Genomic DNA, 24,261 nt, shown 5'->3' on the forward strand with positions numbered 1-24,261 from the left:
TGTTTGCTTCGGAGGCCTAGCGGGCGTCCAGACCCAGTTCGGTTGCCACGGTGACGACGTCGTTCGGCACCTTGACCGGCTGGACTTCGCTGCCGTCGGCGGTGCGGAGGGCCCACTGCGGGTCCTTCAGTCCATGTCCGGTGACGGTGATGACGATCGTCTTGCCGGTGGGTACCTCGCCTGCGGCGTGCTTCTTGATCAGGCCTGCGACGCCGGCGGCGGAGCCGGGCTCCACGAAGACGCCTTCCTTGGAGGACAGCCAGCGGTGGGCGTCCAGGATTTCCTCGTCGGTCACGGCCTCGATGAGCCCGCCGGACTCGTCGCGCGCGGCGATGGCGGTGTCCCAGGAGGCCGGGTTGCCGATGCGGATGGCCGTGGCGATGGTGTCCGGTTCGGTGATCGGGTGGCCGGCAACGAAGGGCGCGGCGCCGGCGGCCTGGAAGCCCCACATGGCCGGGGTCTTGGTGGACACGGCCGGCAGGGTGCCCGCGGTGGCGGACTCGTAGGGAGCGGAGTACTCCTTGTAGCCCTTCCAGTAGGCGCTGATGTTGCCGGCGTTGCCCACGGGCAGCACGTGGATGTCCGGGGCGTCGCCCAGGGAGTCGACCACCTCGAAGGCGCCGGTCTTCTGGCCCTGGATACGGGCCGGGTTCACCGAGTTCACCAGGAACACGGGGTAGGACTCGCCAAGCTTGCGGGCGATGTCCAGGCAGTTGTCGAAGTTGCCGTCGACCTGCAGCAGGGTGGCACCGTGGGCGATTGCCTGGCTGAGCTTACCCATGGAGATCTTGCCTTCGGGCACCAGCACGGCGCATTTCAGGCCGGCCGCGGTGGCGTACGCCGCGGCGGACGCGGAGGTGTTGCCAGTGGAGGCGCACACGACGGCTTTGGCACCGGCCTCGACGGCGGCGGTCATGGCCATGGTCATGCCGCGGTCCTTGAAGGAACCGGTGGGGTTCATGCCTTCGACCTTGAGGTACACCTGGGACCCGGTGAGCTCGGAGAGCTTCTGCGCGTGGACCAGCGGGGTGCCGCCCTCACCGAGGGTGATGACCGTGGTGGCTTCCGTGACCGGCAGACGTTCAGCGTATTCGCGGATTACCCCGCGCCATTGGTGAGCCACTTAGACCCCTTCTACCCGCAGTACGGATGTGACGGAATTGATGACGTCGAGGCCCTTCACGGCCTCGACGGTTGCCGCAAGTGCGGCTTCGGATGCACGGTGCGTGACGATCTTCAGCTCGGCCGACTCGACGTTCGAGGCGGCATCGCGGTGGATGGTCTGGCGCATGATTTCGATGGAAACGCCGTTCTCCGCAAAGATGTGCGCGATCCGGGCCAGGACGCCGGCCTGGTCGGCGACGTCGAGGCCGATGTAGTAGCTGGTCTCGGAGGCTTCCACCGGAAGCGCCGGGACGTGGCCTGTGGTGGTTTCGGTGCGGCCCGGGCCGCCCAGCACCAGGCGGCGCGCGGCGGACACGAGGTCGCCGAGCACTGCGGAGGCGGTGGGGGTGCCGCCGGCGCCCTGGCCGTAGAACATCAGTTCGCCGGCGTTCTCGGCCTCGATGAAAACGGCGTTGAAAGCGCCGCGGACGGCGGCCAGCGGGTGTTCGCGCGGCAGGAGCGTGGGGTGCACGCGCACCGAAACGCCCTCGCCGCCGTCGGCGTCCACCAGCTTCTCGGCGATGGCGAGCAGCTTGATGACAAAGCCGGCTTCCTTCGCCGAGGCGATATCCGATGCAGTCACCTTGGTGATGCCTTCGCAGTGGACGTTTTCCAGGGCGAAGCGGGTATGGAAGGACAGCGAGGCAAGGATCGCGGCCTTCGCGGCGGCGTCATGGCCCTCGACGTCGGCCGTGGGGTCTGCTTCCGCGTAGCCCAGGCGCTGTGCTTCGGCCAGGGCGTCGGCGAACTGGGCGCCGGTGGTGTCCATCTGGTCGAGGATGAAGTTGGTGGTGCCGTTCACGATGCCGAGCACGCGGGTGATGCGGTCGCCGGAGAGGCTGTCGCGGATGGGGCGCAGGATCGGGATCGCACCGGCGACGGCGGCCTCGTAGGACAGCTGCACGCCGGCCTTGTCTGCCTCTTCGTAGAGGGTGGGGCCGTCCTGCGCGAGCAGCGCCTTGTTGCCGGTGACCACGCAGGCACCGTTCTGGATGGCGGTGAGGATCAGGGAGCGGGCCGGTTCGATGCCGCCGAGCAGCTCGATGACGAGGTCGGCGTCCTTGACCAGGGTCTCGGCGTCGGTGGTGAACAGTTCGCGCGGAAGCTCCACGTCACGCTTGGCGTCGAGGTTGCGCACGGCGATCCCGGAGAGCTCCAGGCGGGCGCCGCTGCGGGCGGCCAGGGCCTCGGCGTCGTCAAGCAGAATCCGCGCCACCTGTGCCCCGACGTTGCCACAACCCAGCAGGGCCACTTTCAAGGTGCGCACTTCAGACATTCGCCACTCCCATGTCGCGGTTCAACAGATCTTCTTCGGTTTCCCCGCGGACAATCCACCGGGCCGTTCCGCCGCGCACAGCGACGACGCCCGGCCGGGCAAGGTAGTTGTAGTTGCTGGAGAGGGCCCAGCAGTAGGCGCCGGTACCCGGTACTGCGAGCAAATCACCGGCTGCCACATCCGCGGGCAGATATACATCTCTAACAACTATGTCGCCGCTCTCGCAATGTTTGCCCACTACTCGGGACAGCTGCGGTTCGGCAAGGGTGGTCCGGGAGGCGAGAACGGCCGAATAATCCGCGTCGTAGAGCACCGGACGGGCGTTGTCGCTCATGCCGCCGTCGACCGACACATAGCGGCGCGGGAACGTAACGTTTTCCGCCGCTCCGGCGGCCTCCGGGGCGTCCACGCGCACCGTTTTCAGGGTGCCGACCTCGTAGAGGGTGAAGGTGCTGCTGCCGACGATCGCGCGGCCGGGTTCGATCGAGATGCGCGGCGACGTGATGCCGAGCTGCGCGCAGGTGGAGCGGACGACGGCGGCCATCGCCTGCGCGATTTCCGCCGCGGGGCGGGGGGTGTCCACCGGGGTGTAGGCAATGCCGTAGCCGCCGCCGAGGTCGAGCTCGGGCAGGGTGATGGAGTACTTGGACTGCATCGCGGCCAGGAAGGTAAGCAGCTTTTCGGCGGCCAGGGCGAAGCCTTCGGGTTCGAAGATCTGCGAACCGATGTGGCAGTGCAGGCCCAGCAGCTCCACGCTGTCATAGGCGGTGGCCGCGGCCACGGCTTCTTCCGCTGCGGAGAGGCCGGCTTCCTCGGTGGAGTCCCCGGCCATGGAGAGGCCGAACTTCTGGTCCTCGTGCGCGGTGGCGATGAACTCGTGGGTGTGCGCGTGCACGCCCGGAGTCAGGCGCAGCATCACCTTGGCCACCTCGCCGCGGCCCGAGGCGATCTTGGCCACGCGCTCAAGTTCGTCCAGGCTGTCCACGACGATCCGGCCGAGTTTCATGTCCAGGGCCCGGTTGATCTCGGCGTCGGACTTGTTGTTGCCGTGCAGGCCGAGGTTCGCGCCGTCGATCCCGGCGCGGGCGGCCACGGCGAGCTCGCCGCCGGAGCAGGTGTCCAGGCGCAGGCCCTCCTCCGCCACCCAGGAGGCGACGGCAGTGCACAGGAAGGACTTGCCGGCGTAGTAGACATCCACTCCCCCACAGATGTCCTCGAACGCGGCGTCGAAGGCGTCCTTGAAGGCGCGGGCCCGGGCGCGGAAGTCCGTTTCGCTCATCACGAAGAGCGGGCTGCCGAACTGTGCCTTGAGTTCGCTGACGGGGATGCCGTCGATGGCGAGCTCGCCGCCGTCGTTCCGTTCAACCCCGGCCGCCCACATGGGCGCGTGCAGGGCGTTCAGGTCGGACGGCACGGCGAGCCATTCCGGGGCGAGGGGCGAGGCCCCTGTTGTTTCGGTCATCGGGGTCACATCCGTTCGGGCGCGGAAACGCCCAGCAGTTCGAGGCCGTTGGCGAGGACCTGGCTGGTGGCGTCGTTGAGCCACAGGCGGGTCCGGTTGACGTCGCGCACGGGCTCTTCGCCCTGCGGCGAGACACGGCAGGCGTCGTACCAGCGGTGGTAGGCACCGGCGATCACTTCCAGGTGGCGGGCCACCCGGTGCGGTTCGCGGAACTCGGCGGCCTTGGCCACGATCGAGGGGTAGCTGCCCAGGTAGGACAGGAGCTCGTTCTCCGTGGCGTGGTCCAGCAGCGAGGCGTCGAAGGCGTCCTCGCCGTTGACCTGGCGTTCGACCCCGGCCTCGGCCGCGTTGCGCGCCGTGCCGCGCGAGCGGGCATGGGCGTACTGGACGTAGAACACCGGGTTCTCATTGCTGTTCTTCTTCAGCAACTCCGGGTCCAGCGTCAGCGGCGAGTCCGCGGGGAAACGGGCCAGGGAGTAACGCACGGCGTCGGTGCCGAGCCAGGAGATAAGGTCCTTGAGCTCGATGATGTTGCCGGCACGCTTGGACAGCTTGGCGCCGTTGACCGAGACCAGCTGGCCGATGAGGACCTCGATGTTCGTTTCCGGGTCATCGCCCGCGCAGGCGGCGATGGCCTTGAGGCGGTTGATGTAGCCGTGGTGGTCCGCGCCCAGCAGGTAGATCTTCTCGGGGAAGCCGCGGTCCTTCTTGGACAGGTAGTAGGCGGCGTCGGCGGCGAAGTACGTGGGTTCGCCGTTGGCACGGATCATCACGCGGTCCTTGTCGTCACCGAAGTCGGTGGTGCGCAGCCAGACCGCGCCGTCCTTGTCGAACACGTGGCCCTGTTCGCGCAGGCGGGCGACGGCGGACTCGATGGCGCCGTGGTCGTGGAGGTCCTTCTCGGAGAAGTAGACGTCGAAGGACACGCCGAACTCGGCGAGGGTGGCCTTGATGTCCGCCATCTGGGCTTCGTAGGCGGCCTGGCGGATCACGGGCAGCGCGGCTTCGTCCGTGAGTTCGCGGATGGCCGGGTGGGCCTTGAGGACCTCGTCGCCGAGCTCCACGATGTACTGGCCCGGGTAGCCGCCCTCCGGAACGTCGCGGCCGTGCAGGCGGGACAGCACCGAGTTGGCGAAGACGTTCATCTGGGAGCCGGCGTCGTTGATGTAGTACTCGGCCGTGACGTCGGCGCCGGAGGCGCGCAGCACGCGGGCGATCGAGTCGCCGAGCGCGGCCCAGCGGGTGTGGCCGATGTGCAGCGGGCCCGTGGGGTTGGCCGAGACGAATTCCATGTTGACCACGTGGCCGGCGAGCGCCTGGTTGCTTCCGTAGGCGGTTCCGGTTTCCACGATCACTTTGGCCAGGGCGCCGGCGGCGGCCGCGTCCACGGTGATGTTAAGGAAGCCGGGACCGGCGATGTCCACGGCCGTGACGCCGTCGATCTCCTTGAGCCTGGCGCTCAGGAGGGTGGCGAATTCGCGGGGATTGGTGCCGGCCTTCTTGGCGAGCTGGAGGGCGATGTTCGTGGCCCAGTCACCGTGCTCCCGGTTCTTGGGTCGCTCCACGCGCACCTCATCCGGCAGATCGGATTCGGAAAGGGCAACATCGCCGGCGGCGACAGCGTCCTTCAGGCAGGCGGATATGGCGGCAGAGAGTTCTTCGGGAGTCACCCGTCTAGCGTACCGTCGGGCCTTGCAAGTGGAGGAATTGCAACAGCCGGCGTCACAGCTTAGGCACAGATTGGGCTTCCCCCGCGCACAGGGTGAACCAATACGCTGGTTCGGACGTCAAAGGAATGAACCACTCCGCCATCCTGTCCCGCAAGTTGAAACGAGCACACCATGACCACGCCACTTCGCAAGGGCCTCCTCGCCGGGGTCGCCGGACTCTCCCTCGCCGGAACGGTGGCCGCCTGCGCCCCGACCACCCAAACTCCCACCGTCCAAACCCCGGCCACCCAGACGCCGTCGTCGGTGCCGTCAGCGAGCACAAGCACCAGCGGGGCGTCCGCGGACCCGGGCACCGGCGGCGCAAGCGGCTACAAGGACGGAACCTACAGCGCGGACGGCCACTACGAATCGCCCAACGGCACCGAAACCGTGGGCGTCCAGCTGACCCTGGCGGGCGGGACCGTCACCGCCGTGGAGATCACCACCCATCCCACCAATCCCAACACCCGGAAATTCCAGGGCGAATTCAAGGACGGCATTGCCGCCCAGATCGTGGGAAAGAAGCTCGATGAGCTCAACGTGTCCAAGGTCTCGGGTTCGTCGCTGACCAGCGGCGGATTCAACGAAGCCGTGAAGTCCATCAAGGACCAGGCGAAGTAGCGGCCATGCCGCACCCCGGCTGGGACACCTTCGCGTTCGACGGCATCGGCACCGCCTGGGAAATCTCGACGCCGGCCCCGCTCGCCCCCGTGGTGCACGCCCGCCTGCTGCAGGCCGTGGCCGACTACGACCTCAGCTACTCGCGCTTCCGCCCCGATTCCCTGATCGCGGAACTGGCGCGGGCGGCTGGCTCGGTGTCCCTCCCGGAGCACGCGGAACGCCTCGGCGCCCTCTTCGGCACCCTGTACCGGCTCAGCGGCGGATCGATGACGCCCTTGGTGGGCGGGAGCCTGGAGCAGCTCGGCTACGGCCCGGACTATGCCCTGGTCCCCCGCGGCCCGGCCCGTCCCGCACCGCGCTGGGAGGACGTCCTCCGCTGGGACGGCAACACCGTGACGTGCACGGAGCCGGCGGTGCTCGACGTCGGCGCCGCCGGAAAGGGCCAGCTCGTGGACCTGCTGGCGGAGATCCTGCGGACCGAGGGCATCGCGCAATACCTGGTGGACGGCAGCGGCGACATGCTCCACGCCGGGCCCGCACCGCTGCGGGTCGGCCTGGAACACCCCTACGATCCCGAGCAGGCGATCGGCGTCGTCCAACTCGGCAACCGGGCGCTGTGCGCCTCGGCGAGCAACCGCCGGGCCTGGGGCGACGGACTGCACCACGTGCTGGACGCCACCACGGGCAGGCCCGTGGACACGGTGGTAGCCACGTGGGCCATGGCCGCGGACACGCTCGAAGCCGATGCCCTGGCCACGGCGTTGTTCCTTGTGGAGCCGCGGCTCTTGGAGGAAGAATTCGATTTCGACTGGCTCATGGTTTTTTCGGACGGCAGGGCACGCTGTTCGCAGGGTTTTGAAGGGACGCTGTTCACATGACCACGGTTGACCTCGCCACCCCCAAGTCGCGGCTCGACACGTGGCTGGGCCGCTTCACCATGTACCGGCTGATCCTCTGGGTGCTCGCCATCCTCGCCGCGTACAGCGTGGTGCTCAACGCCCTCGGCTGGCTGACCTTCGGCCTGGCGGACATGCTGGCGCATGCCGTGCTCTGCCTCGGCCTGACATATCTGTCCAACCGCGCCTTCGCCGCGGTGTTCCGGGTCCGGCCGCATTCGGAATCGTCCCTGATCACCGGCCTGCTGCTGTTCTTCCTGTTCTGGCCCAGCGACCTGCTGCCGACGGTCGCCTGGCCGGACCTTGCCGGTGTGGCCTTTGCCTGCGTGCTGGCCTCGGCGTCGAAGTACCTGCTGGCCTTCCGCGGCCGGCACATCTTCAACCCGGCGGCCGCCGGGGCGTTCATCGTCTCGTTGACCGGCCTGAACGTCGCCACCTGGTGGGCGGGCACCCCTGCGATGCTGTGGCTGCTGGTGCCGGCCGTGGCGCTGATCATGTACCGGACCCGCAAGGTGCTGATGGCCTGCGCCTTCCTGCTGGTGTCGGGCTCGATCGTCTTCGGCGAACTGCTGCGCGCCGGGATGTCGCCGGGGTCAGCCCTGTGGCAGCCGTTCGCGCAGCGGCCGCTGCTGTTCTTCGCGGGCTTCATGCTGACCGAGCCGCTCACCCTGCCGCCCCGGCGCTGGCAGCAACTGGCGCTTGCCGCCGTCGTCGGCGTGGTCTTCGCGGTGCCGTACAACCTGGGGTTCGTGGCGAACTCGCCCGAGCTGGCGCTGCTGCTGGGCAACCTGCTGGCCTTCTTCGCCGGACAGCGCGGCGGCATCCGCCTCGAGTTCAAGGGGTCCCGGCAACTGACGCCCACCACCACGGAACTGCGTTTCGCGGCCCGCCGTCCCGTCCGCTTCACGCCCGGCCAGTACATGGAGCTCGACCTGCCGCACTCGTCCTCCGATGGAAAGGGCCGACGGCGGATCTTCAGCATGAGCAGCGCGCCCGGCACCGCGGAGCTGACCTTCGGTGTGGGGACGGCACCGCCGCTGTCCTCGGCGAAGCGCGCCCTGCTGGAGCTCACCCCCGGCGCACCCCTGCGGGCGACTGCGGTGGGCGGGGACTTCGTGCTGCCGCGCGACGGCGGGACCCCGGTGCTGCTGATCGCGGCGGGCATCGGGATCACCCCGTTCCTTTCCCAACTGGGCGCCGGGGCCGCACAGGAGCGGGACATCGTGCTGCTCTATCTTGCGCCGGGGGCCGAGGAACTCGCCGGATCGGAGGTGCTGGCGGCCTCGGGCGCACGGGTGGTCGCCCGGCTCGCCGACGGATCCGCGCCGCCGGCGTTCATGCACGACGCCGGCACGGTACGGATCGACGCTGCCTCGCTCCGGGAGCTGGTACCGGACATCGCACGGCGGACGGTGTACGTTTCCGGGTCTCCCGCGCGGGTGGAAACCCTCCGCGGCGCTGCACGGCAGGCCGGGGCGCGGCGCGTCCGCGTGGATGCCTTCGCCGGATACTGAGCGGTACGCCGGCCGGACTTTCGGCCGCGCCCCGGCAGGACACGGGGCAGGACACGGGTGCCGCGCCGTTTTTTCGCTGCGGCCCGCGGACCTGCTAAGCTCATCAACGTTCCGGAAACAACCGGAAACCCCGGATGCCCTCGTAGCTCAGGGGATAGAGCGTCTGCCTCCGGAGCAGAAGGCCGTAGGTTCGAATCCTATCGAGGGCACCACTCCTTTCGAGGACACAGAAACCCCGCCATTCCCAGGAATGGCGGGGTTTCTGTGTTGCGGGCCAGGCGCCGTTGCGGACAGCGCCAATGCGGACATGCCGGAGGCAGGCCGCCAAATTGTCGGCGGCCGCTCCTAAGCTGATTCGTACCAGCTCCGCCAGACGCCAAAAGGGGTTCGCCACATGATCTGCTCCATCGTTCCTCCGTACATGCTGCGCCGCCTCGCCGCCCGCCCGGAACCCCGGCTCCGCGCCATCGCCCGGGCCGCGAAGGAATCGCTGCTGCACATCAAGGGCCTGCAGGCCGCCCGGGCCCTTCCGGTGCCCGCCACGCCGCCCAGCGCACGCCAGGCCAAGCCCGGTCCGCCGCAGCGCACCATCTTCGACGCCGGATCCACCGAAACCCTGCCAGGCACCCTGGTGCGAAAGGAAGGGATGCCGCCCGTCGGCGATGTCGCTGCCGACGAAGCCTACGACGGCCTGGGCGATACGCACACCCTCTACGCAGACGTCTTCGAGCGGAACTCCATCGACGGCGCAGGCCTGAAGCTTGACGCCACGGTCCATTTCGGCGAGCTTTACGACAACGCTTTCTGGGACGGCCGCCAGATGGTCTTCGGCGACGGCGACGGCCAGATCTTCCAGCGCTTCACCAAGTCCCTGACCGTGATCGGGCACGAGCTTGCCCACGGCGTCACCCAGTACACGGCGGGCCTCGCCTACCGGAACCAGGCCGGCGCCCTGAACGAATCCATGTCCGACGTCTTCGGCGTGCTGGTGGAGCAGTATGCCCGCAAGCAGTCCGTCTCCGAGGCGAACTGGCTCATCGGAGAGGGCCTCTTCACAGATGCCGTGCAGGGTGCCGCGCTGCGTTCCCTGAAGGCGCCGGGAACGGCGTACGACGACGACGTGCTGGGCAAGGACCCACAGCCGGATTCCATGGACAGCTACGTCCGCACCACCGCGGACAACGGCGGGGTGCACATCAATTCGGGCATCCCCAACCGGGCCTTCTACCTGGTGGCGTCCGAACTGGGCGGCAATGCATGGGAGGCGCCGGGGCAGATCTGGTACGGAACGCTGACCAGCGGCGTCCTCCCTGCTGCGTGCACCTTCGGCAAGTTCGCCCGGACCACAATCGCCACGGCCGAGGAACTGTTCGGCAGCGGCTCCGCCGAGCATGACGCCGTCCTGAAGGCGTGGGAAACTGTAAAGGTCAAGGTCTGACTCCAGCGCCGGGTGCCGGTGGTTCCCGCACCGGCGCAGCGCAAAGATCGGTGGGACATGAGAATCACGGTCCGTCGCAGCGGGGGCATCGCTGCCATGACGCGTGTCTGGAGCGTCAACGCCGTGTCCGCGGACGACAAGGAGCGCTGGATGCCGCTCGTCGAAGCCTGCCCTTGGGAGGACGCGAAGGCCCTGTCCCGCGCCGCGAACCATCCGGACCGTTTCATGTACTCCATCCGGGCAGGGCAGCGCCGGGCGACCCTGCCGGACCGGGAAGTCACCGGCCCCTGGGAGGACCTGGTGGAATCCGCCAAGGCGGAGGGCTCCGAGAGCCGCGGGCAGCGCTGACACGCTCCTACGCCACGCCCTGACCTGCGTGGTGCCCGCCGGGGCTAGACCACTTCGGCGAGCTGGCCGCCCCTGAATGCACGTCGGTAGGACTGCGGGCTGGTGTCCAGGACCTTGGCAAAGTGGTGCCGCATCAGCACCGAATGCCCGAAGCCGGCTTCCCGCGCCACCTCGTCGATGTTCAGGTCGCTGCTCTCCAACAGTTCCTGGGCCCGCAGGACCCGTTGTGAGTTGAGCCAGGCGGCCGGTGCTGCCCCGGTTTCGGCGCGGAACCTGCGCGCGAACGTCCGTGGCGACATGTGCAGACGTTCGGCAAGCTCGGCAACGCTGTGCTCCTGGTCCAGGTTCTCCACCATCCAGCGCAGCAGGGCCTCCATCGGTGCCGAGCCGCAGCTGGGCATCGGCCGGTCGATGTACTGGGCCTGCCCGCCGTCGCGGTGCGGCGCTACCACCATGTCGCGGGCGATCGCGGCAGCGACCTTCGCGCCCAGTTCCACACGGACCAGGTGCAGGCAGGCGTCGATGCCCGAGGCCGTGCCCGCGCTGGTGATGATGGTGCCGTCCTGGACATAGAGGACGTTTTCGTCGACCTGGGCCTGTGGATAACGGCTCGCCAGGTCCTGCGAATAGTGCCAGTGGGTGGTGCAGCGGCGCCCGTCCAGCAGTCCGGCCCGGGCAAGGGCGTAGGCGCCGGAGCAGATGGACAGCACCCAGGCGCCCCGTTCGTGGGCGTCCCGGAGGGTTTCCAGGACCTCCTCCGGCACATCGAGGTCACGGCCGTAGGGAGCCATGATCACAAGGTCAGCGTCGGAAGCGGCGTCCAAGCCAAGGCCGACGTGCATCGACAGCCCGGATTTCATGGAGACGTCGCCGGGCTGTGGCGTGCAGACGCGGAAATCGAACTTCGGAACGCCTGTCTCCCGGTCAGAGCGGTCAATGCCGAAGATCTCGAAGGCGGTGCCGAACTCGAAGATCGAGAAACCTGGAACAACGATGATGGCCACTGATTTCAACATACTTCAAGTGTGGCAGAAATTTGTCTAAATGGGTCATTTCTGCCACTGTTTCTTGGGTTCGGCCAGGACGACGATGGAGGCATGGAAATCCTCGTAGCCTTCATCGTCATCATCGTCCTGCTGGCTATCGCAGCCACCATCTCGGCGGTCCTCCGCGACGGCCGCGGCCACATCCCGCCGGTTCGTTCCGAACGCGACTGGCGTGCCCTTGACCTCCCCAGCAGCGCTTACTGGACAATGCGCCTGCTCTGACCCAAAGCGGCCGGCGCCCCCCAGGCGGCAGGGGCCCACGCCGCCTGATGGGCGGCGCGGCTACGCTTGCTCCATGATCCAAAGCTCCGCCCGCCTGCTGCAGTTGCTCTCACTGTTGCAGCTGCGGCGCGAATGGACCGGCCCGGCCTTGGCCGAACGGATGGGCGTCACGGAACGCACCGTGCGCCGCGACATCGACAAACTCCGCACCCTCGGATACCCCATCCATGCCTCGCCCGGAATCGCGGGCGGCTACCAGCTGGGAGCCGGCGCCCAGCTGCCGCCGCTCCTGCTCGACGACAACGAGGCCCTCGCGGTCGCCCTCGGATTGAATTCCGTGGCCGCCGGGCCTGTCGCGGGCATCGGCGAAGCCTCCGTGCGGGCCCTGGCCAAGCTTGAGCAGGTCCTCCCTGCCAGGCTGCGCCCGCGCTTTGCCACCCTCAAGGCCGCCGTGACCACGCTGCCCAGCAACGCGGCCTCGGTGGATCCGCACCAACTCACCGTGGTGTCCTCGGCCATCGCGGACCGGCGCCTGATCCGTTTCGACTACGCCAAACCTGACGGCACGGTGGACCGCCGCACGGCCGAACCTTATCGGCTGGTGGACACAGGCCGCCGTTGGTACCTGGTGGCCTGGGACCTCGAGCGGGAAGACTGGCGGACGTTCCGCGCGGACCGCATCGCCTCCCTGCCCGCAGCCACCAAGAAGTTCCTCCCCCGCGCCCTTCCGGCGGAGGACCTGGCCGCCTACGTCCAACAGTCGGTGACCCGTTCGCCGTACCGTTATGACGTCGTCGTGCGCCTGTTCGCCCCGATCGGCGAGGTGGCCGCCCTGGTCGGCCCACAGCTGGCGACCTTGACCGACGACGGCGGGTCCGCCACGCTGCTGCATGCCGGCTGGGACAGCCTGGCACAGCCCGCGGCGCACCTTGCGGCGCTGGGCATGGAGTTCGAGATCATCTCGCCGCCCGAATTCAAGGAGTACGCCGTGACGCTGGCCGGGCGGCTGGCACGCTCGGCAGGCGTGACGGCGGCGCATCCGGCACAGCAGTAGGCCCGGCGCCACAGTAGACTGGCTTCCAGCCATGACACTTCATATCTCCTACCCCGCAGAGCTGCCGGTCTCCGAACGCCGCGAGGACATTATGGCGGCCATCGCCGCGAACCAGGTCACCATCATCGCGGGTGAGACCGGTTCCGGAAAGACCACCCAGATCCCCAAAATGTGCCTTGAGCTGGGCCTCGGCGAGAAGGGACTGATCGGCCACACCCAGCCGCGCCGCCTCGCCGCACGGACAGTGGCCGAGCGCATCGCGTTCGAGCTCGGCGTCGAGATCGGCCAGGAAGTGGGCTTCCAGGTCCGCTTCACCGGCGAGGTCGGCAAGAGCACCCGCATTAAACTCATGACGGACGGCATCCTGCTGGCGGAGATCCAGCGGGACAAGCTGCTGCGCAAGTACAGCACGATCATCATCGACGAAGCCCATGAGCGCAGCCTCAACATCGACTTCATCCTGGGCTACCTCAAGCGGATCCTGCCGCAGCGCCCGGACCTGAAGATCATCATCACCTCCGCGACGATCGACCCCGAACGCTTCGCCCGGCACTTCGGCAACGACGACGCTCCCGCCCCGATCATCGAAGTATCCGGCCGCACGTACCCGGTGGAGATCCGCTACCGCCCGCTTTCCCAGCCGGCCGGCGGCCCGGCGGACGGCGACGACACCCCCGACGACGAACTCGAGGAAGACCGCGACCCGCTGGACGCGGTGTGCGACGCCGTCGACGAGCTCGCCCAGGAGGCCCCCGGTGACATCCTCATCTTCTTCTCCGGCGAGCGCGAAATCCGCGACGCCGCCGAGGCGCTGAACGGCCGGATCCAGGCGAACCGGCGCCTGGCAGGCACCGAGGTCCTCCCCCTGTACGCGCGGCTCAGCCTCCAGGAGCAGCACCGGGTCTTCAATCCCGGCGGCAAGCGGCGGATCGTGCTGGCCACCAACGTTGCCGAAACCTCGCTCACCGTTCCCGGGATCAAGTACGTGGTGGACACCGGCACTGCCCGCATCTCGCGCTACTCGCACCGCACCAAGGTCCAGCGGCTGCCGATCGAGCGGGTGTCGCAGGCCTCGGCCAACCAGCGCTCCGGCCGCTGCGGCCGTGTGTCCGAGGGCATCGCGATCCGGCTGTACTCGGAAGAGGACTTCGAATCCCGTCCGCAGTTCACCGACCCCGAGATCCTGCGCACCAACCTGGCCGCCGTCATCCTGCAGATGACCGCGATGGGCGTGGCCCGCGGGCCCAAGGACATCGAGGCCTTCCCCTTTGTCGAGCCCCCGGAGTCGCGGGCAATCAACGACGGCGTGACGCTCCTGCGCGAGCTCGGCGCCCTGAAGTCGCCGCAACAAGGGTCGCCGCAACAGGGGGCGAGGGAACAGCAGGGCGGGCTGACCGCCGTCGGGCATAAGCTCGCCCAGCTGCCGGTGGACCCGCGGCTCGGCCGCATGATCGTGGAGGCCGGCAAGCGCGGCTGCGTCAGGGAGGTCATGATCCTCGCCGCGGCGCTGACCATCCAGGACCCCCGCGAGCGCCCCACGGACAAACAGCAGCAAGCCGCCGAGAAGCATGCCCGGTTCCGGGACGAGAACTCGGACTTCACCGGCTACCTGAACCTGTGGAACCACATCCAGGAGCAGCAGCGCGAGCTGTCCTCCACCCAGTTCCGCCGGCTCTGCCGCAACGAGTTCATCAACTACCTGCGCGTGCGCGAATGGCAGGACCTGTTCCAGCAGCTGCGCCAGCTTGCCAAGCCGCTGGGCATCACGATCGACAACAAGCGCGAGGCCGATCCGGTGGGCCTGCACGACGGCATCCACATCAGCCTGCTCGCCGGCCTGCTGAGCCGCATCGGCCTGCTGGACGAGCGGAAGCGCGAATACGCCGGTGCCCGCGGCAGCCGCTTCGCGATCTTCCCGGGCTCGGCCCTGTTCAAGAAGTCCCCCGCGTTCGTAATGGCCGCCGAACTGGTCGAAACCAGCCGGCTGTGGGCCCGGGTGGCCGCGAAGTTCGATCCGCTCTGGGTGGAGCAGGTGGCCCCGGACCTCGTGAAGCGCTCCTACAGTGAACCGCACTGGTCCAGCCGCAACGGCTCCGTCATGGCGCACGAGAAGGTCACCCTCTACGGGGTGCCGGTCATCCCCAACCGGCGGGTCAACTACGGCCGGATCGATCCGGAGCTTTCCCGCGAACTTTTCATCCGGCACGCGCTGGTGGAAGGCGAATGGCGCACCCACCACAAGTTCTTCCACCGCAACCGGGCGCTCCTGAACGAGATCGAGGAACTCGAAACCCGGATGCGCCGCCGCGACATCCTGGTGGACGACCACACCCTTTTCGACTTCTACGACGCCCGGATCGGCAAGGACGTGGTGTCCGAGCGGCATTTCGACAAGTGGTGGAAGGACGCACGGCAGCAGGACCCCGCGCTCCTGGACTTCGACCAGTCACTGCTGATCAGCGAGGACGCCGCGGCGCTGGACGATTCGGCGTACCCGAAGACCTGGCTGCACAAGGGCTTCGAACTGCCCCTCAGCTACGAGTTCCATCCCGTGGCCCCAGGGTCCCCGCCCAACCCGTCCGACGGCGTCACGGCCGAGGTTCCGGTGCTGTTCCTCAACCAACTCGACGACGCCGCATTCCGTTGGCAGATCCCCGGCCAGCGCGTTGAGCTGCTGACCGCCCTGATCAAGTCGCTGCCCAAGCAGGTCCGCAAGAACTTCGTGCCGGCCCCGGATGTCGCACGCCAGGCCGCAGCGGGCCTGGAGGCGGACTTCGATCCCGCCACGGACGAGCTCGAACCCTCGCTCGAACTCGTGCTGCGCCGCCTGCGCGGGCACATCATCCCGCCCGGCTCCTGGAATTGGGCTGCCGTCCCGGCGCACCTGCGGGTCAGCTTCAAGGTAGTGGACAGCCGCGGCAAGGTGCTCGGCGAAGGCAAGGACCTCGCCGCCCTGCAACAGGAACTCGCCCCGGCCACACGCCGGGCCATTGCCGAGTCCCTCGGCGCCACCCCGGCAACGACGGCACGCTCCGGTAAGAAGGCAGCCGGCGGCAAGCCGGGCGGAACCATGGCCGGTGCCGGCGTGCCGGGCGGAGGGGCCCCGGGCGCCGCCGCAAATGGTGCGGGCGCCGCGGCGCACGCGAGCGGCGTCGCAGAACAAACCGGGCTCACCGAGTGGAGCGTCGGCACCATTGAGCGGCAAGTCAGCCGTACGGTGAAGGGCCACCAAGTGACCGGCTTCCCGGCATTGGTGGACGAAGGCAAAAGCGTGGCCTTGCGGGTCTTCCAGACCCGGGCCGAGCAGGAAGCCGCCATGCGCGGCGGCGTCATCCGGCTGCTCTCCCTCCGCGTGCCGTCGCCGGACCGCTACGTCCTGGAGCACCTGAACAACACGGAAAAGCTTACGTTCAGCCAGAACCCGCACGGCTCCGTCAGCGCGCTGATCGCCGACTGCGCGCTCGCCGCGATCGACAAGCTGACTCCCGCGGAACTGCCGTGGGACCGGACATCCTTCGACGCCCTGTACGAGGCCGTGCGCGCCGAATTGATCGACACAGTGTTCACGGTGACCGCCGTCGTCGAACGGGTCCTCGGAAGCGCCCGCCGCATCGAAAAGCAGCTCAAGGGCAGCACCAGCCTGAGCCTGATCAGCGCGCTCAACGACATCAAGAGCCAGCTGGAACAGCTCGTCTTCCCCGGTTTTGTAGCACAGACGGGCTACGCACAACTCAGCCAGCTGCCGCGCTACCTCACCGCCATCGAAAAACGCCTGGACAAGCTGCCGAACAACGTGCAGCGGGACGGCCTGAACATGGCCGCCGTCCAGGCCCTGGAAGACGACTACGACGACGCCGTCGCGGCGCTCCTCCCGGGCCGCCGGGCCGGCAGCGAATTAACCCATGTGCGCTGGATGATCGAGGAACTCCGCGTGAGCCTCTTCGCCGTCGAGTTGGGCACCGCCTACTCGGTGTCCGAGAAGCGCATCCGCACCGCACTGAACCAGGCACTCGCCCCGGCCTAGGCCGAACGCACCGCCTAATACACTCCCGACCCCGGCACCGCACCCCAACCGCGTGCTGCCCACCTGAAAGGACCAGGATGACCCTGCACCTTCCCACCCTGCATCTTCCCCAAGGACCCGCCGGAACGGAGATCCTCGGCCTCGGTCACGCCCAGCCCGTACGGGTGATGGACAACTTCGAGCTCGAGCAGATCCTGGATACCAACGACGAATGGATCCAGCAGCGCACCGGGATCGTCACGCGGCACATTGCCGGTGAAGGCGAAACCGTCGCCACCCTGGCCACGGATGCGGCCCGCATGGCGCTGGCCGATTCCGGGCTGGCGCCCGAGCAGATCGACCTCGTGGTGGTCGCCACCACCACCTCGCAGGAGCGCTCCCCCAACACCGCCGGGCGGATCGCCGAGGGGCTCAGCCTCGGCCTGGACAGCCGCGGACCGGGCGTCATCGAGATCAACACCGCCTGCTCGGGCTTCGAGTACGCGCTCGGCATCGCCGACCAGGCCATCCGCTCCGGCTCCGCGACCCACGCGATCGTGGCCGGCGCCGAGACCCTCTCCGCCGTCACCGACTGGACGGACCGCACCACCGCAGTGCTCGTCGCGGACGGAGCGGGTGCCGCCGTCGTCGGTCTCTCGGAGGAACCGCGGATCGGCCCGGTGGTATGGGGGTCCCGCACGGACATGGCGGATTCGGTGCTGATCGGCCCGCCGAACGGCAAGTTCGCCCAGAACGGCCGCGAGGTGCTCCGCTGGGGCCTCCTCGACGCCGTCGGCCACGCCCGCGATGCCGTCGAACGTGCCGGGCTCACGCTGGATGACATCGAGGTCCTCGTAGCGCACCAGGCGAACCTGCGCATCATTGAACCGCTCGCGAAGGGACTGGGCCTCAGCGACAAAGTAGTGGTGACGGACGTGACCGAATCCGGCAACACCTCCGCGGCGAGCGTCCCGCTCGGCTTCAGCAAGTGGTGGCACGCCGGCCGCATCCCGGCAAACGTGCCGGCGCTCCTCTTCGGCTTCGGCGGCGGTTTCACCTACGCCGGCATGGTGGCCATGACCCCGAACCACCGGTAGATTCACGGGCGCAGCGGGCGCCCGAGGGAAAAGTAGCGGGGAACCTGCGCCGCGTAGGCTGCGAAATCCGCCCCGAACTGCTCCGACAGCTTCCGTTCCTCGGCCAGCACTCCCCGGTGCTCCGCCAAGGCGGCGGCCGGCATGGTGAGCAGTGCCCAGGCCGAGCCCTGCAACAGCCCCGAACCCAGATGAATCAGCCACCAGCCGGCATACATGGGATTCCGGCTGAGGGCATACGGGCCGGTAATCACCAGGCTGCGGGGATGCTCCAGCTCGAACCCTTCACCTTCGGCCCGCCGGCGTTCGGCCAAAGAGCGGAAGTTGACCGCGATGCCGGCAAGCAGCAGCCCCGTGCCTGCGGCAGCGCTGAGCGGGCGCGGGACCGGCAGCCGGGCCGGCCGCACCCGGGCTAGGACAAGGTCGACGGCGATCCCCGCCACTTGGCCCGGGGGCAGGGGCAGGTTGCCGTAAATCTCCCTGAGGCCCATCATGCCCTGCCCCGCACCTGCTGCGGGCGCGCCTTCTGCGGCGAGCGTCCGGCACGGTCACCCGGGCTGTCGATACCGCGGCGCGGAATCCGCCGGGCCAGGTACCCGGCGTCGCGGGCGAGCCCGGGCAGGGTGGCCGACGTCGCCGCGTAGAGGAATTCCTGGCCCATGAAGAACAGGCCCGGAACGTCCTGCGCCACGCCGCGGTACTGCCGCGGCCGGCCGTCGCCGTCGAACGCGTCGGGCTCCATCCAACCGAAATCGTCCCGGTAGCCGGTGCACCAGATGACGTTGTCGACGTCGAGGATGCTGCCGTCTTCCGCCACCGGCCTGCCGTCGCGGACGCCTGTGATCCTGGGAACCCGTTCGACGCCGGCCGCCGCGAGGTCCCTGAGCTTGGTGCGGATCAACGGGGTGCCGTGGCTGAGGAACCCCGGCGCTGCCTTGCGGCCGATGGGCGTGCCGAGCGTGAGGATGTGGAGCCCGGCGAACCGGACGATGGGCAGGAAGAAGCGGGCCGCGGCCCGGCCGTGCTTGACCGGCAGTTCAGCGGTAGGCTTGCCGGCCAGCAGGGTGTGGTGGCTGCGGCTCAGTTCCAGGGCGATCTCGGCCCCGGAATTCCCGACGCCCACCACCAGGACCGGGCCGGGCCGGAGCTGCGCGGGATTCCTGTACAGGCTCGAATGCACCTGGAAAACGGACTCATCCAACTGCGCGGCAAAGCCTGGGACCTTCGGTGCAACGCAGGCTCCAGTGGCCACCACGACGTTCAGGGCCTTCCAGCTCTCCGCGCCCGCTTCCGCCACGTAGTGGCCGTCCTCCTGCCGAAGGTGTTCCACCTTCACGCCGAGCCGGACCGGGAGGCCGAAAAGCGCGGCATAGCCTTCGAGGTAGTCGGCCACCTCGTCCTTGCCCGGAAACGCGAGCCCGTCTCCCGGGAACGGCATCCCCGGCAGGCCGTCGTACTTGGCCGGCGTGAACACGCGCAGGGAGTCCCAGCGTTGCCGCCAAGCGTCGCCCACCCGCTGCCCGGCGTCGAGGATGGCGAAGTCACGTCCCTGCCGGGAGAGGAAATAGCCCAGGGCAAGTCCGGCCTGCCCGCCGCCGACGATGATGGTGTCCAGGACCCGATCGGATGTGTAGTTTTCTCCCGTGTTCATGGCGAAAGAGTTCATGGCGAAGCCTCCTTATGCTCCGAGCAATTCTTCGGTGGAACGGAAACCTTCCCTGGCCGCCGGCCGGTGCGTTGGATTGCCGGGTGCGTGCCGGTAGCGCAGCCACCAGACCAGCATCACGGCGGACGCCAGGACGTAGGAGGCGTGGAGCAGCCAGATCGGCCCGGCCGGCAGGCTGAACACGTAGAGCGAATGGACCGCGTTCGCGATGTTGGCCAGGAGCAGGTTGCCCAGGCTGTACGAGGAGAGGTCCTTGGTGCGTGCCGCCTTGATCAGCATCGGCAGCATGCTCACTGTGAAGAGGACGGTCGAGACGGTTCCGGCGACCATGGGAAGGTTCATGCTTCGACGCTATTGCCGCTGGCCGTGGCCGCGCATCGGATGGATGACGCATCTTGCCAAGGCGCGCATGGGTAATTCGCCGCAGTCCTCAGGCCATCAACCCGTGCTCATACGCATAGCGGCTTGCGGCCACCCGCGATGTCACCTCCAGCTTCAGGAAAATGTTGCTCAGGTGCCGCGCAACGGTCTTTTCGCTCAGGAAGAGTTCGACGGCGACCGCACGGTTGCTCTTGCCGGCCGCCACCAGCCGGAGGACTTCCACTTCGCGGCCGGTCAGCGGGCCGTTCACCACCCCGTCGGGCACCCCGCCGGACGCGCCGGGCTCCGCGGCTTGAACGGCCCCGATCAGCGCATCGACCATGGCGAAGGCCGGCCCGGCACCGAGCTCTTCCAGTTCCTCGCGCGCAGCTTCGAAATCCATGCGGGCGGTTTCTTCGTCGCCCAGGCGGCGGCGGGCCTTGGCCACCAGCACCCGGCAGCGGGCGGCCTCATAGGGATTCTCGAGGGTCCGCCACAGGGTCCAAGCCGTGCGCAGCGGTTTCAGTGCCGCGGCTGGCTCGCCTTCTTCGACGAGCACTGCGCCGTCCGCCTGGGCGGCCAGGGCGCGGGGCATCGGCGCCGGATACCCGGCGGCGAAGCGCCCCAGATCGTCCGCCGCGCTGCGGGCGGCCGCGAGGTCGCCGGCCGCCAGCTCAATCTCGACGAGGCCCGGGAGCAGGCGGCTCCGCCAGGTCGGGTCAGCGGCAGCAACGGCGTCGTTGATCTGGCGGCGGGCAAGCTGCACCTCTCCCCGCGCAAGGTGCAGGAGCGCCATTCCCGGCTGTGGGTCGAAGCCGGAGTCCGCCGCCGCGCGGTAGGAGGCGACGGAAGCTTCAAAGAGTCCGCGCAGCCGCTGCACCTCACCTTGGTAATAGAAGGCCCCGAACCTGGCCTGCGGATCCCCGCGGCTGCACCGTTCCTGGGCCATTGCCGCAGCAGCCATGGCGTCGTCCCATTGGCCGCGTAAAGCATACAGTTCCGCCCGGTGCGCATGGCATTGGCCGCTGAAAAGCACCAGGTCCGGCTGGTTCCGGCACCAGCGGTCGAGCGCCGCCGTCCATTCCAGGGCCCGGGGCAGGTCGAAGACGGACTGGCAGGTTCCGATGGTGACGCAGTAGATGATGCCGCAGGGAATCGCCGAGACTTCTCCTGCGGTGGCTGCCACCATCACCTCGTCGAACAGTTCCAGGCCGGCCGCCGGATTGCCGAGCATGACCTGCGCTTGCCCTTGTCCGAGCTGGGCCAGGGAGGTGACGTCCCGGTCGCGGTATGCCGTGCCGATGCCGTAGGCCTTGCCGAACAGGGCGGCGGCTTCGGCGGCCTCGCCGCCATAGAGCTTCGCGACAGCGGCGGGAATGAGGAGCAGCCCCTCGGCCGCGCCGGGCTCATCGATCTCCGCCAAGAGCCTTGTGCCGCGTGCGAGCCACCCTGAACAGGCCGCCGCCTCACCGCTGTTCAGCAGATGGACGGACAGCCATGCGGCGCAACGCACGGCTCCGGGAACGTCGCCGATGAGCAGATACTCTTCGTAGGCGCGTGTCAGTGCCTCGGTCCCGACCCGGGGATGGCCGGTGAGGACCGCGACGGTGGCAAAGCGTTCGAGGTCGGCCGCGGGAAGGCCGCCTTCGCGGTGGGCGTCCCCGAAGTGTCCGAAGGCTTCGCCCCAGCGGTGATCGTCGTAGGCGGCGCGGCCCAGGTCCAGGCCGGCTTTGGACATTGCCATGACTCCTCCGGCGCACTGCGGCCGCGCTGCTGCGGCGCGGCTTGCGTCCTTGTCTATGCGCCACGGTACGCCTGGGCCCGGCGGCCCACAATGCCCCGCCCGGGGGCTGCGCTGCCCAGGCAGGGCTGCCAGGGAAGAGCCGCTCAGGAGACGGCTGCCTAGGCGACGGGGACGAACTCCCCGTGCCCGGCATCCCGCAGTGCCGTGCGGATCCGCTCGGCGTTGGCTTCCAGCTGCGACGGGTCCGGGTTCTGGTCCGCGGAGCCGAAGTCGTAGTCGGCCATGGAGTTCGACGGCCATACGTGGACGTGCAGGTGGTCCACCTCGTAGCCGGCCACCAGCAGGCCCGCCCGCGCTGCGCCGAACTCCGGCACCAGTGCCTTGCCGATGGTCTGCGCGACGGCGGTCACCCGGCCGAGCACCTCGGCCGGCGCATCGGTCCAGCGGTCCACCTCGAGGCGCGGGACCACCAGGACATGGCCGTCGGCGAGGGGCGCGATGCTCAGGAACGCCACCACGTTCTCGTCCTTCCAGACGAAGCGGCCCGGGATGTCGCCGTTGATGATCTTGGTGAAGAGGGTGCTCATGCGTCTGCCTTTTCGGACGGGGTGTGCAGGGTCTTGGTGTCGAGGACGAAGCGGTACTTCACGTCGCCCGCGACCATGCGGTCATAGGCGCTGTTGAGCCCGGCGGCATCCACGACCTCGATGTCGCTGGCCACGCCGTGTTCGGCGCAGAAATCGAGCATCTCCTGGGTCTCGGCGATCCCGCCGATCAGCGAACCGGAGTAGGCCAGGCGGCGCCGGATCAGGAGCCCCGGGCTGACCGGCGGCATGTCGCTCGGCGGCAGTCCCAGCTGGAAGAGCGCCCCGCCGAGGCGCAGGGCGCGCAGGTACGGGTTGAGGTCGTGCGGCGCGGCCACGGTGTCGATGATGACGTCGATGCTCGCCTTGGCCGCTTCCATGGCCCCGGGGTCCCGGGAAAGGACCACCCGGTCCGCACCGAGTTCGGCCGCGGCCGCCGTCTTGGTTTCCGAACTGGTGAAGACGACTACTTCCGCGCCCATCGCCTTGGCGATCTTCACCGCCATGTGGCCGAGACCGCCCAGCCCGACGACGCCCACCACGTCCCCGGGTTCGACGTCGAAATAGCGCAGCGGCGAGTACGTGGTGATTCCGGCGCAGAGCAGCGGAGCGGTCGACGCGGGGTCCATGCCTTCGGGGACCCGCAGGACGAAGCGGCGGTCCACGACGATGGTGCCCGCGTAGCCGCCCTGCGTGATCGCACCGCCGTTGCGCGGATCCTTCACCCCATAGGTGCCCACGTTGCCGCGCTCGCAGTATTGTTCGAGCCCTTCGAGGCAGCTTTCGCATTCGCGGCACGAGTCCACCAGGCAGCCCACGCCCACGAGCTCGCCGACATGGAAGTCCTCCACCGCGGATCCAACCCGGCGCACCCTGCCCACGATCTCGTGGCCCGGCACCAGCGGGTAGGGACGGCTGCCCCATTCGCCCCGGGTGGCGTGCACGTCGGAGTGGCACAGCCCGCAGTATTCGATGTCGATCTCGACATCGTCGTCCTTGGGTTCGCGGCGGGCCAGCGTCAGCGGGCGCAAACCGCTTCCAGCGGACGTCGCGCCCATCGCGGCCGTGAGGGTGCCCCGTGCTGCCGGGGCATCCGCGGGCGCCGGTTCCACAGGAGGCTCTGCGAGAATCAGGGGCTTGCCGAGCGGAGGGGGTACAGGGCGTCCGGGAGTCATTCTCCGACGCTACCACCGGGCGCGGCACCGACGGCCACCTCGTTCGCCGCCTCGGAGGACCACTGCGAGAAGGAGCCCGGATAGAGCGCCGCCGTGAAGCCGGCGATCTCCAGCGCGGCGATCTGGTGGGCGGCGGTCACGCCGGAACCGCAGTAGACCGCGACGGCGGTGCCGCCGTCGATCCCGGCCCCGGCGAAGCGGGAGCGCAGCTGCGCCGGAGTCAGGAAGCGGCCGTCCGCCGCGAGGTTCTCCCCCGTTGGTGCGCTGACGGCGCCGGGGATGTGTCCGGCCCGGGGGTCGATCGGTTCGATCTCGCCGCGGTAGCGCTCCCCCGCCCTGGCGTCGAGCAGGACGCCCTGACCCGCCCAGGCCGCGGCGCCGGCCATGTCGATGATGGGCATCCGCCCGCGGCCCAGCGTCACGGTCCCGGGCGCGACGGGTTGCCCGCCCGTTTCGACGGGAAGGCCGGCCGCACGCCAGGCGGCCAGTCCGCCGTCGAGCAGGAAAACGGACTCCAGCCCGGCATCGCGGAGCAGCCACCAGGCACGGGCGGCTGCGGTGTTGCCGTTGTCGTCGTACGCCACCACGGTGTCGCCGTCGTTGATTCCCCAGGCCCGGGCGCTGCGCTGCAGGGCCTGCAAGGAGGGCAGCGGATGGCGGCCCTCGCCGGACACCGAGGGGTCGGCCAGTTCGTGGTGCAGGTCCACGAACGCGGCACCCGGGAGGTGGCCTGCCAGGTAGTGCTCGTGCCCGTGCGGATCACCGAGCACCCAGCGGACGTCGAGCAGCACCGTGCGCTTCCCGGAATCCATCCGCTCCTTGAGGGTGGCAACATCCATCAGTGTGCCCATCGGCATCTCCTTCGTTCCCATGGCAGGCAGGCGG

General features: G+C 68.8%; 21 protein-coding genes and 1 tRNA gene. 10 read left to right on the forward strand and 12 right to left on the reverse strand.

Annotated elements, in window-relative coordinates; translation table 11 throughout:
- Positions 1–16 precede the first annotated feature (16 nt).
- Genes thrC through argS form a run of 4 tightly spaced genes read right to left on the reverse strand, consistent with a single transcriptional unit; the run spans position 17 to position 5,572 of the window.
- Complete coding sequence (gene thrC / locus D3654_RS09865; RefSeq protein ID WP_120521323.1) at positions 17–1,123, reverse strand: threonine synthase; 1,107 nt, start codon at positions 1,121–1,123, stop codon at positions 17–19.
- The gene (locus D3654_RS09870; protein ID WP_120521324.1) at positions 1,124–2,440 is read right to left on the reverse strand and encodes a homoserine dehydrogenase; all 1,317 of its coding nucleotides are present in this window, start codon (positions 2,438–2,440) and stop codon (positions 1,124–1,126) included.
- Entirely contained in the window at positions 2,433–3,902 is a 1,470-nt protein-coding gene (lysA, locus tag D3654_RS09875) for a diaminopimelate decarboxylase (RefSeq protein ID WP_120521325.1), read from the reverse strand. The genes D3654_RS09870 and lysA overlap by 8 nt, the downstream gene beginning before the upstream one ends.
- Before the next feature lie 5 nt (positions 3,903–3,907).
- Complete coding sequence (gene argS, locus D3654_RS09880; RefSeq protein ID WP_120521326.1) at positions 3,908–5,572, reverse strand: arginine--tRNA ligase; 1,665 nt, start codon at positions 5,570–5,572, stop codon at positions 3,908–3,910.
- Positions 5,573–5,743: 171 nt separating this feature from the next.
- Between argS and D3654_RS09885 the strand changes: the two genes are divergently transcribed.
- The 6 genes from D3654_RS09885 to D3654_RS09910 all read left to right on the forward strand — a co-directional run bounded on the left by D3654_RS09885 (position 5,744) and on the right by D3654_RS09910 (position 10,428).
- On the forward strand, positions 5,744–6,232 hold the full coding sequence (locus tag D3654_RS09885; protein WP_120521327.1) for an FMN-binding protein: 489 nt from the start codon (positions 5,744–5,746) through the stop codon (positions 6,230–6,232).
- Positions 6,233–6,237: 5 nt separating this feature from the next.
- Positions 6,238–7,110, forward strand: coding sequence for an FAD:protein FMN transferase (locus D3654_RS09890; protein WP_120521328.1), 873 nt, complete (start codon positions 6,238–6,240; stop codon positions 7,108–7,110).
- Entirely contained in the window at positions 7,107–8,642 is a 1,536-nt protein-coding gene (locus tag D3654_RS09895) for an FAD-dependent oxidoreductase (RefSeq protein ID WP_120521329.1), read from the forward strand. The genes D3654_RS09890 and D3654_RS09895 overlap by 4 nt, the downstream gene beginning before the upstream one ends.
- 136 nt (positions 8,643–8,778) lie before the next feature.
- A tRNA-Arg gene (locus D3654_RS09900) sits at positions 8,779–8,854 on the forward strand.
- Positions 8,855–9,036: 182 nt separating this feature from the next.
- A complete protein-coding gene (locus tag D3654_RS09905) occupies positions 9,037–10,080 on the forward strand; it encodes a M4 family metallopeptidase (protein WP_245413168.1) in 1,044 nt (347 codons plus the stop codon).
- Between the two features lie 57 nt (positions 10,081–10,137).
- On the forward strand, positions 10,138–10,428 hold the full coding sequence (locus tag D3654_RS09910) for a protealysin inhibitor emfourin (protein ID WP_120521330.1): 291 nt from the start codon (positions 10,138–10,140) through the stop codon (positions 10,426–10,428).
- A gap of 44 nt (positions 10,429–10,472) precedes the next feature.
- On the opposite strand, the gene D3654_RS09915 is transcribed toward D3654_RS09910, so the two are convergent.
- Positions 10,473–11,444, reverse strand: a complete 972-nt coding sequence (locus D3654_RS09915; RefSeq protein ID WP_120521331.1) for a GlxA family transcriptional regulator — start codon at positions 11,442–11,444, stop codon at positions 10,473–10,475.
- An 81-nt stretch (positions 11,445–11,525) separates the two neighbouring features.
- On the opposite strand from D3654_RS09915, the gene D3654_RS20470 reads away from it, so the two are divergent.
- From D3654_RS20470 to D3654_RS09930, 4 genes are all read left to right on the forward strand, one after another.
- Complete coding sequence (locus tag D3654_RS20470; RefSeq protein ID WP_162943697.1) at positions 11,526–11,696, forward strand: hypothetical protein; 171 nt, start codon at positions 11,526–11,528, stop codon at positions 11,694–11,696.
- Positions 11,697–11,769: 73 nt separating this feature from the next.
- On the forward strand, positions 11,770–12,750 hold the full coding sequence (locus D3654_RS09920; RefSeq protein ID WP_120521332.1) for a helix-turn-helix transcriptional regulator: 981 nt from the start codon (positions 11,770–11,772) through the stop codon (positions 12,748–12,750).
- Positions 12,751–12,781: 31 nt separating this feature from the next.
- On the forward strand, positions 12,782–16,774 hold the full coding sequence (gene hrpA, locus D3654_RS09925) for an ATP-dependent RNA helicase HrpA (RefSeq protein WP_120521333.1): 3,993 nt from the start codon (positions 12,782–12,784) through the stop codon (positions 16,772–16,774).
- 77 nt (positions 16,775–16,851) lie between these two features.
- Positions 16,852–17,850, forward strand: a complete 999-nt coding sequence (locus D3654_RS09930) for a beta-ketoacyl-ACP synthase III (protein WP_120521334.1) — start codon at positions 16,852–16,854, stop codon at positions 17,848–17,850.
- A 2-nt stretch (positions 17,851–17,852) separates the two neighbouring features.
- Here D3654_RS09930 and D3654_RS09935 read toward each other — a convergent pair whose 3' ends face one another.
- From D3654_RS09935 to D3654_RS09965, 7 genes are all read right to left on the reverse strand, one after another.
- Complete coding sequence (locus D3654_RS09935; RefSeq protein ID WP_120521335.1) at positions 17,853–18,341, reverse strand: methyltransferase family protein; 489 nt, start codon at positions 18,339–18,341, stop codon at positions 17,853–17,855.
- Complete coding sequence (locus D3654_RS09940) at positions 18,338–19,513, reverse strand: flavin-containing monooxygenase (RefSeq protein ID WP_245413169.1); 1,176 nt, start codon at positions 19,511–19,513, stop codon at positions 18,338–18,340. Before D3654_RS09940 ends, D3654_RS09935 begins: the two co-directional genes overlap by 4 nt.
- A gap of 12 nt (positions 19,514–19,525) precedes the next feature.
- Positions 19,526–19,855: a hypothetical protein gene (locus D3654_RS09945; protein WP_120521336.1), complete on the reverse strand. Its 330-nt coding sequence runs from the start codon at positions 19,853–19,855 to the stop codon at positions 19,526–19,528.
- 88 nt (positions 19,856–19,943) lie between these two features.
- Positions 19,944–21,617 carry a helix-turn-helix transcriptional regulator gene (locus D3654_RS09950; protein ID WP_120521337.1) on the reverse strand — a complete coding sequence of 558 codons (1,674 nt, stop codon included), beginning with the start codon at positions 21,615–21,617 and terminating at the stop codon, positions 19,944–19,946.
- 158 nt (positions 21,618–21,775) lie between these two features.
- On the reverse strand, positions 21,776–22,204 hold the full coding sequence (locus D3654_RS09955; protein ID WP_120521338.1) for an HIT family protein: 429 nt from the start codon (positions 22,202–22,204) through the stop codon (positions 21,776–21,778).
- Positions 22,201–23,376 carry an NAD(P)-dependent alcohol dehydrogenase gene (locus tag D3654_RS09960; protein ID WP_120521339.1) on the reverse strand — a complete coding sequence of 392 codons (1,176 nt, stop codon included), beginning with the start codon at positions 23,374–23,376 and terminating at the stop codon, positions 22,201–22,203. The genes D3654_RS09955 and D3654_RS09960 overlap by 4 nt, the downstream gene beginning before the upstream one ends.
- Entirely contained in the window at positions 23,373–24,227 is an 855-nt protein-coding gene (locus D3654_RS09965) for a sulfurtransferase (RefSeq protein WP_120521340.1), read from the reverse strand. The genes D3654_RS09960 and D3654_RS09965 overlap by 4 nt, the downstream gene beginning before the upstream one ends.
- Positions 24,228–24,261 lie beyond the last annotated feature (34 nt).

The sequence above is a fragment of the Arthrobacter celericrescens genome (assembly GCF_003614925.1).
In the GTDB taxonomy this organism is placed as follows: domain Bacteria; phylum Actinomycetota; class Actinomycetes; order Actinomycetales; family Micrococcaceae; genus Arthrobacter; species Arthrobacter celericrescens.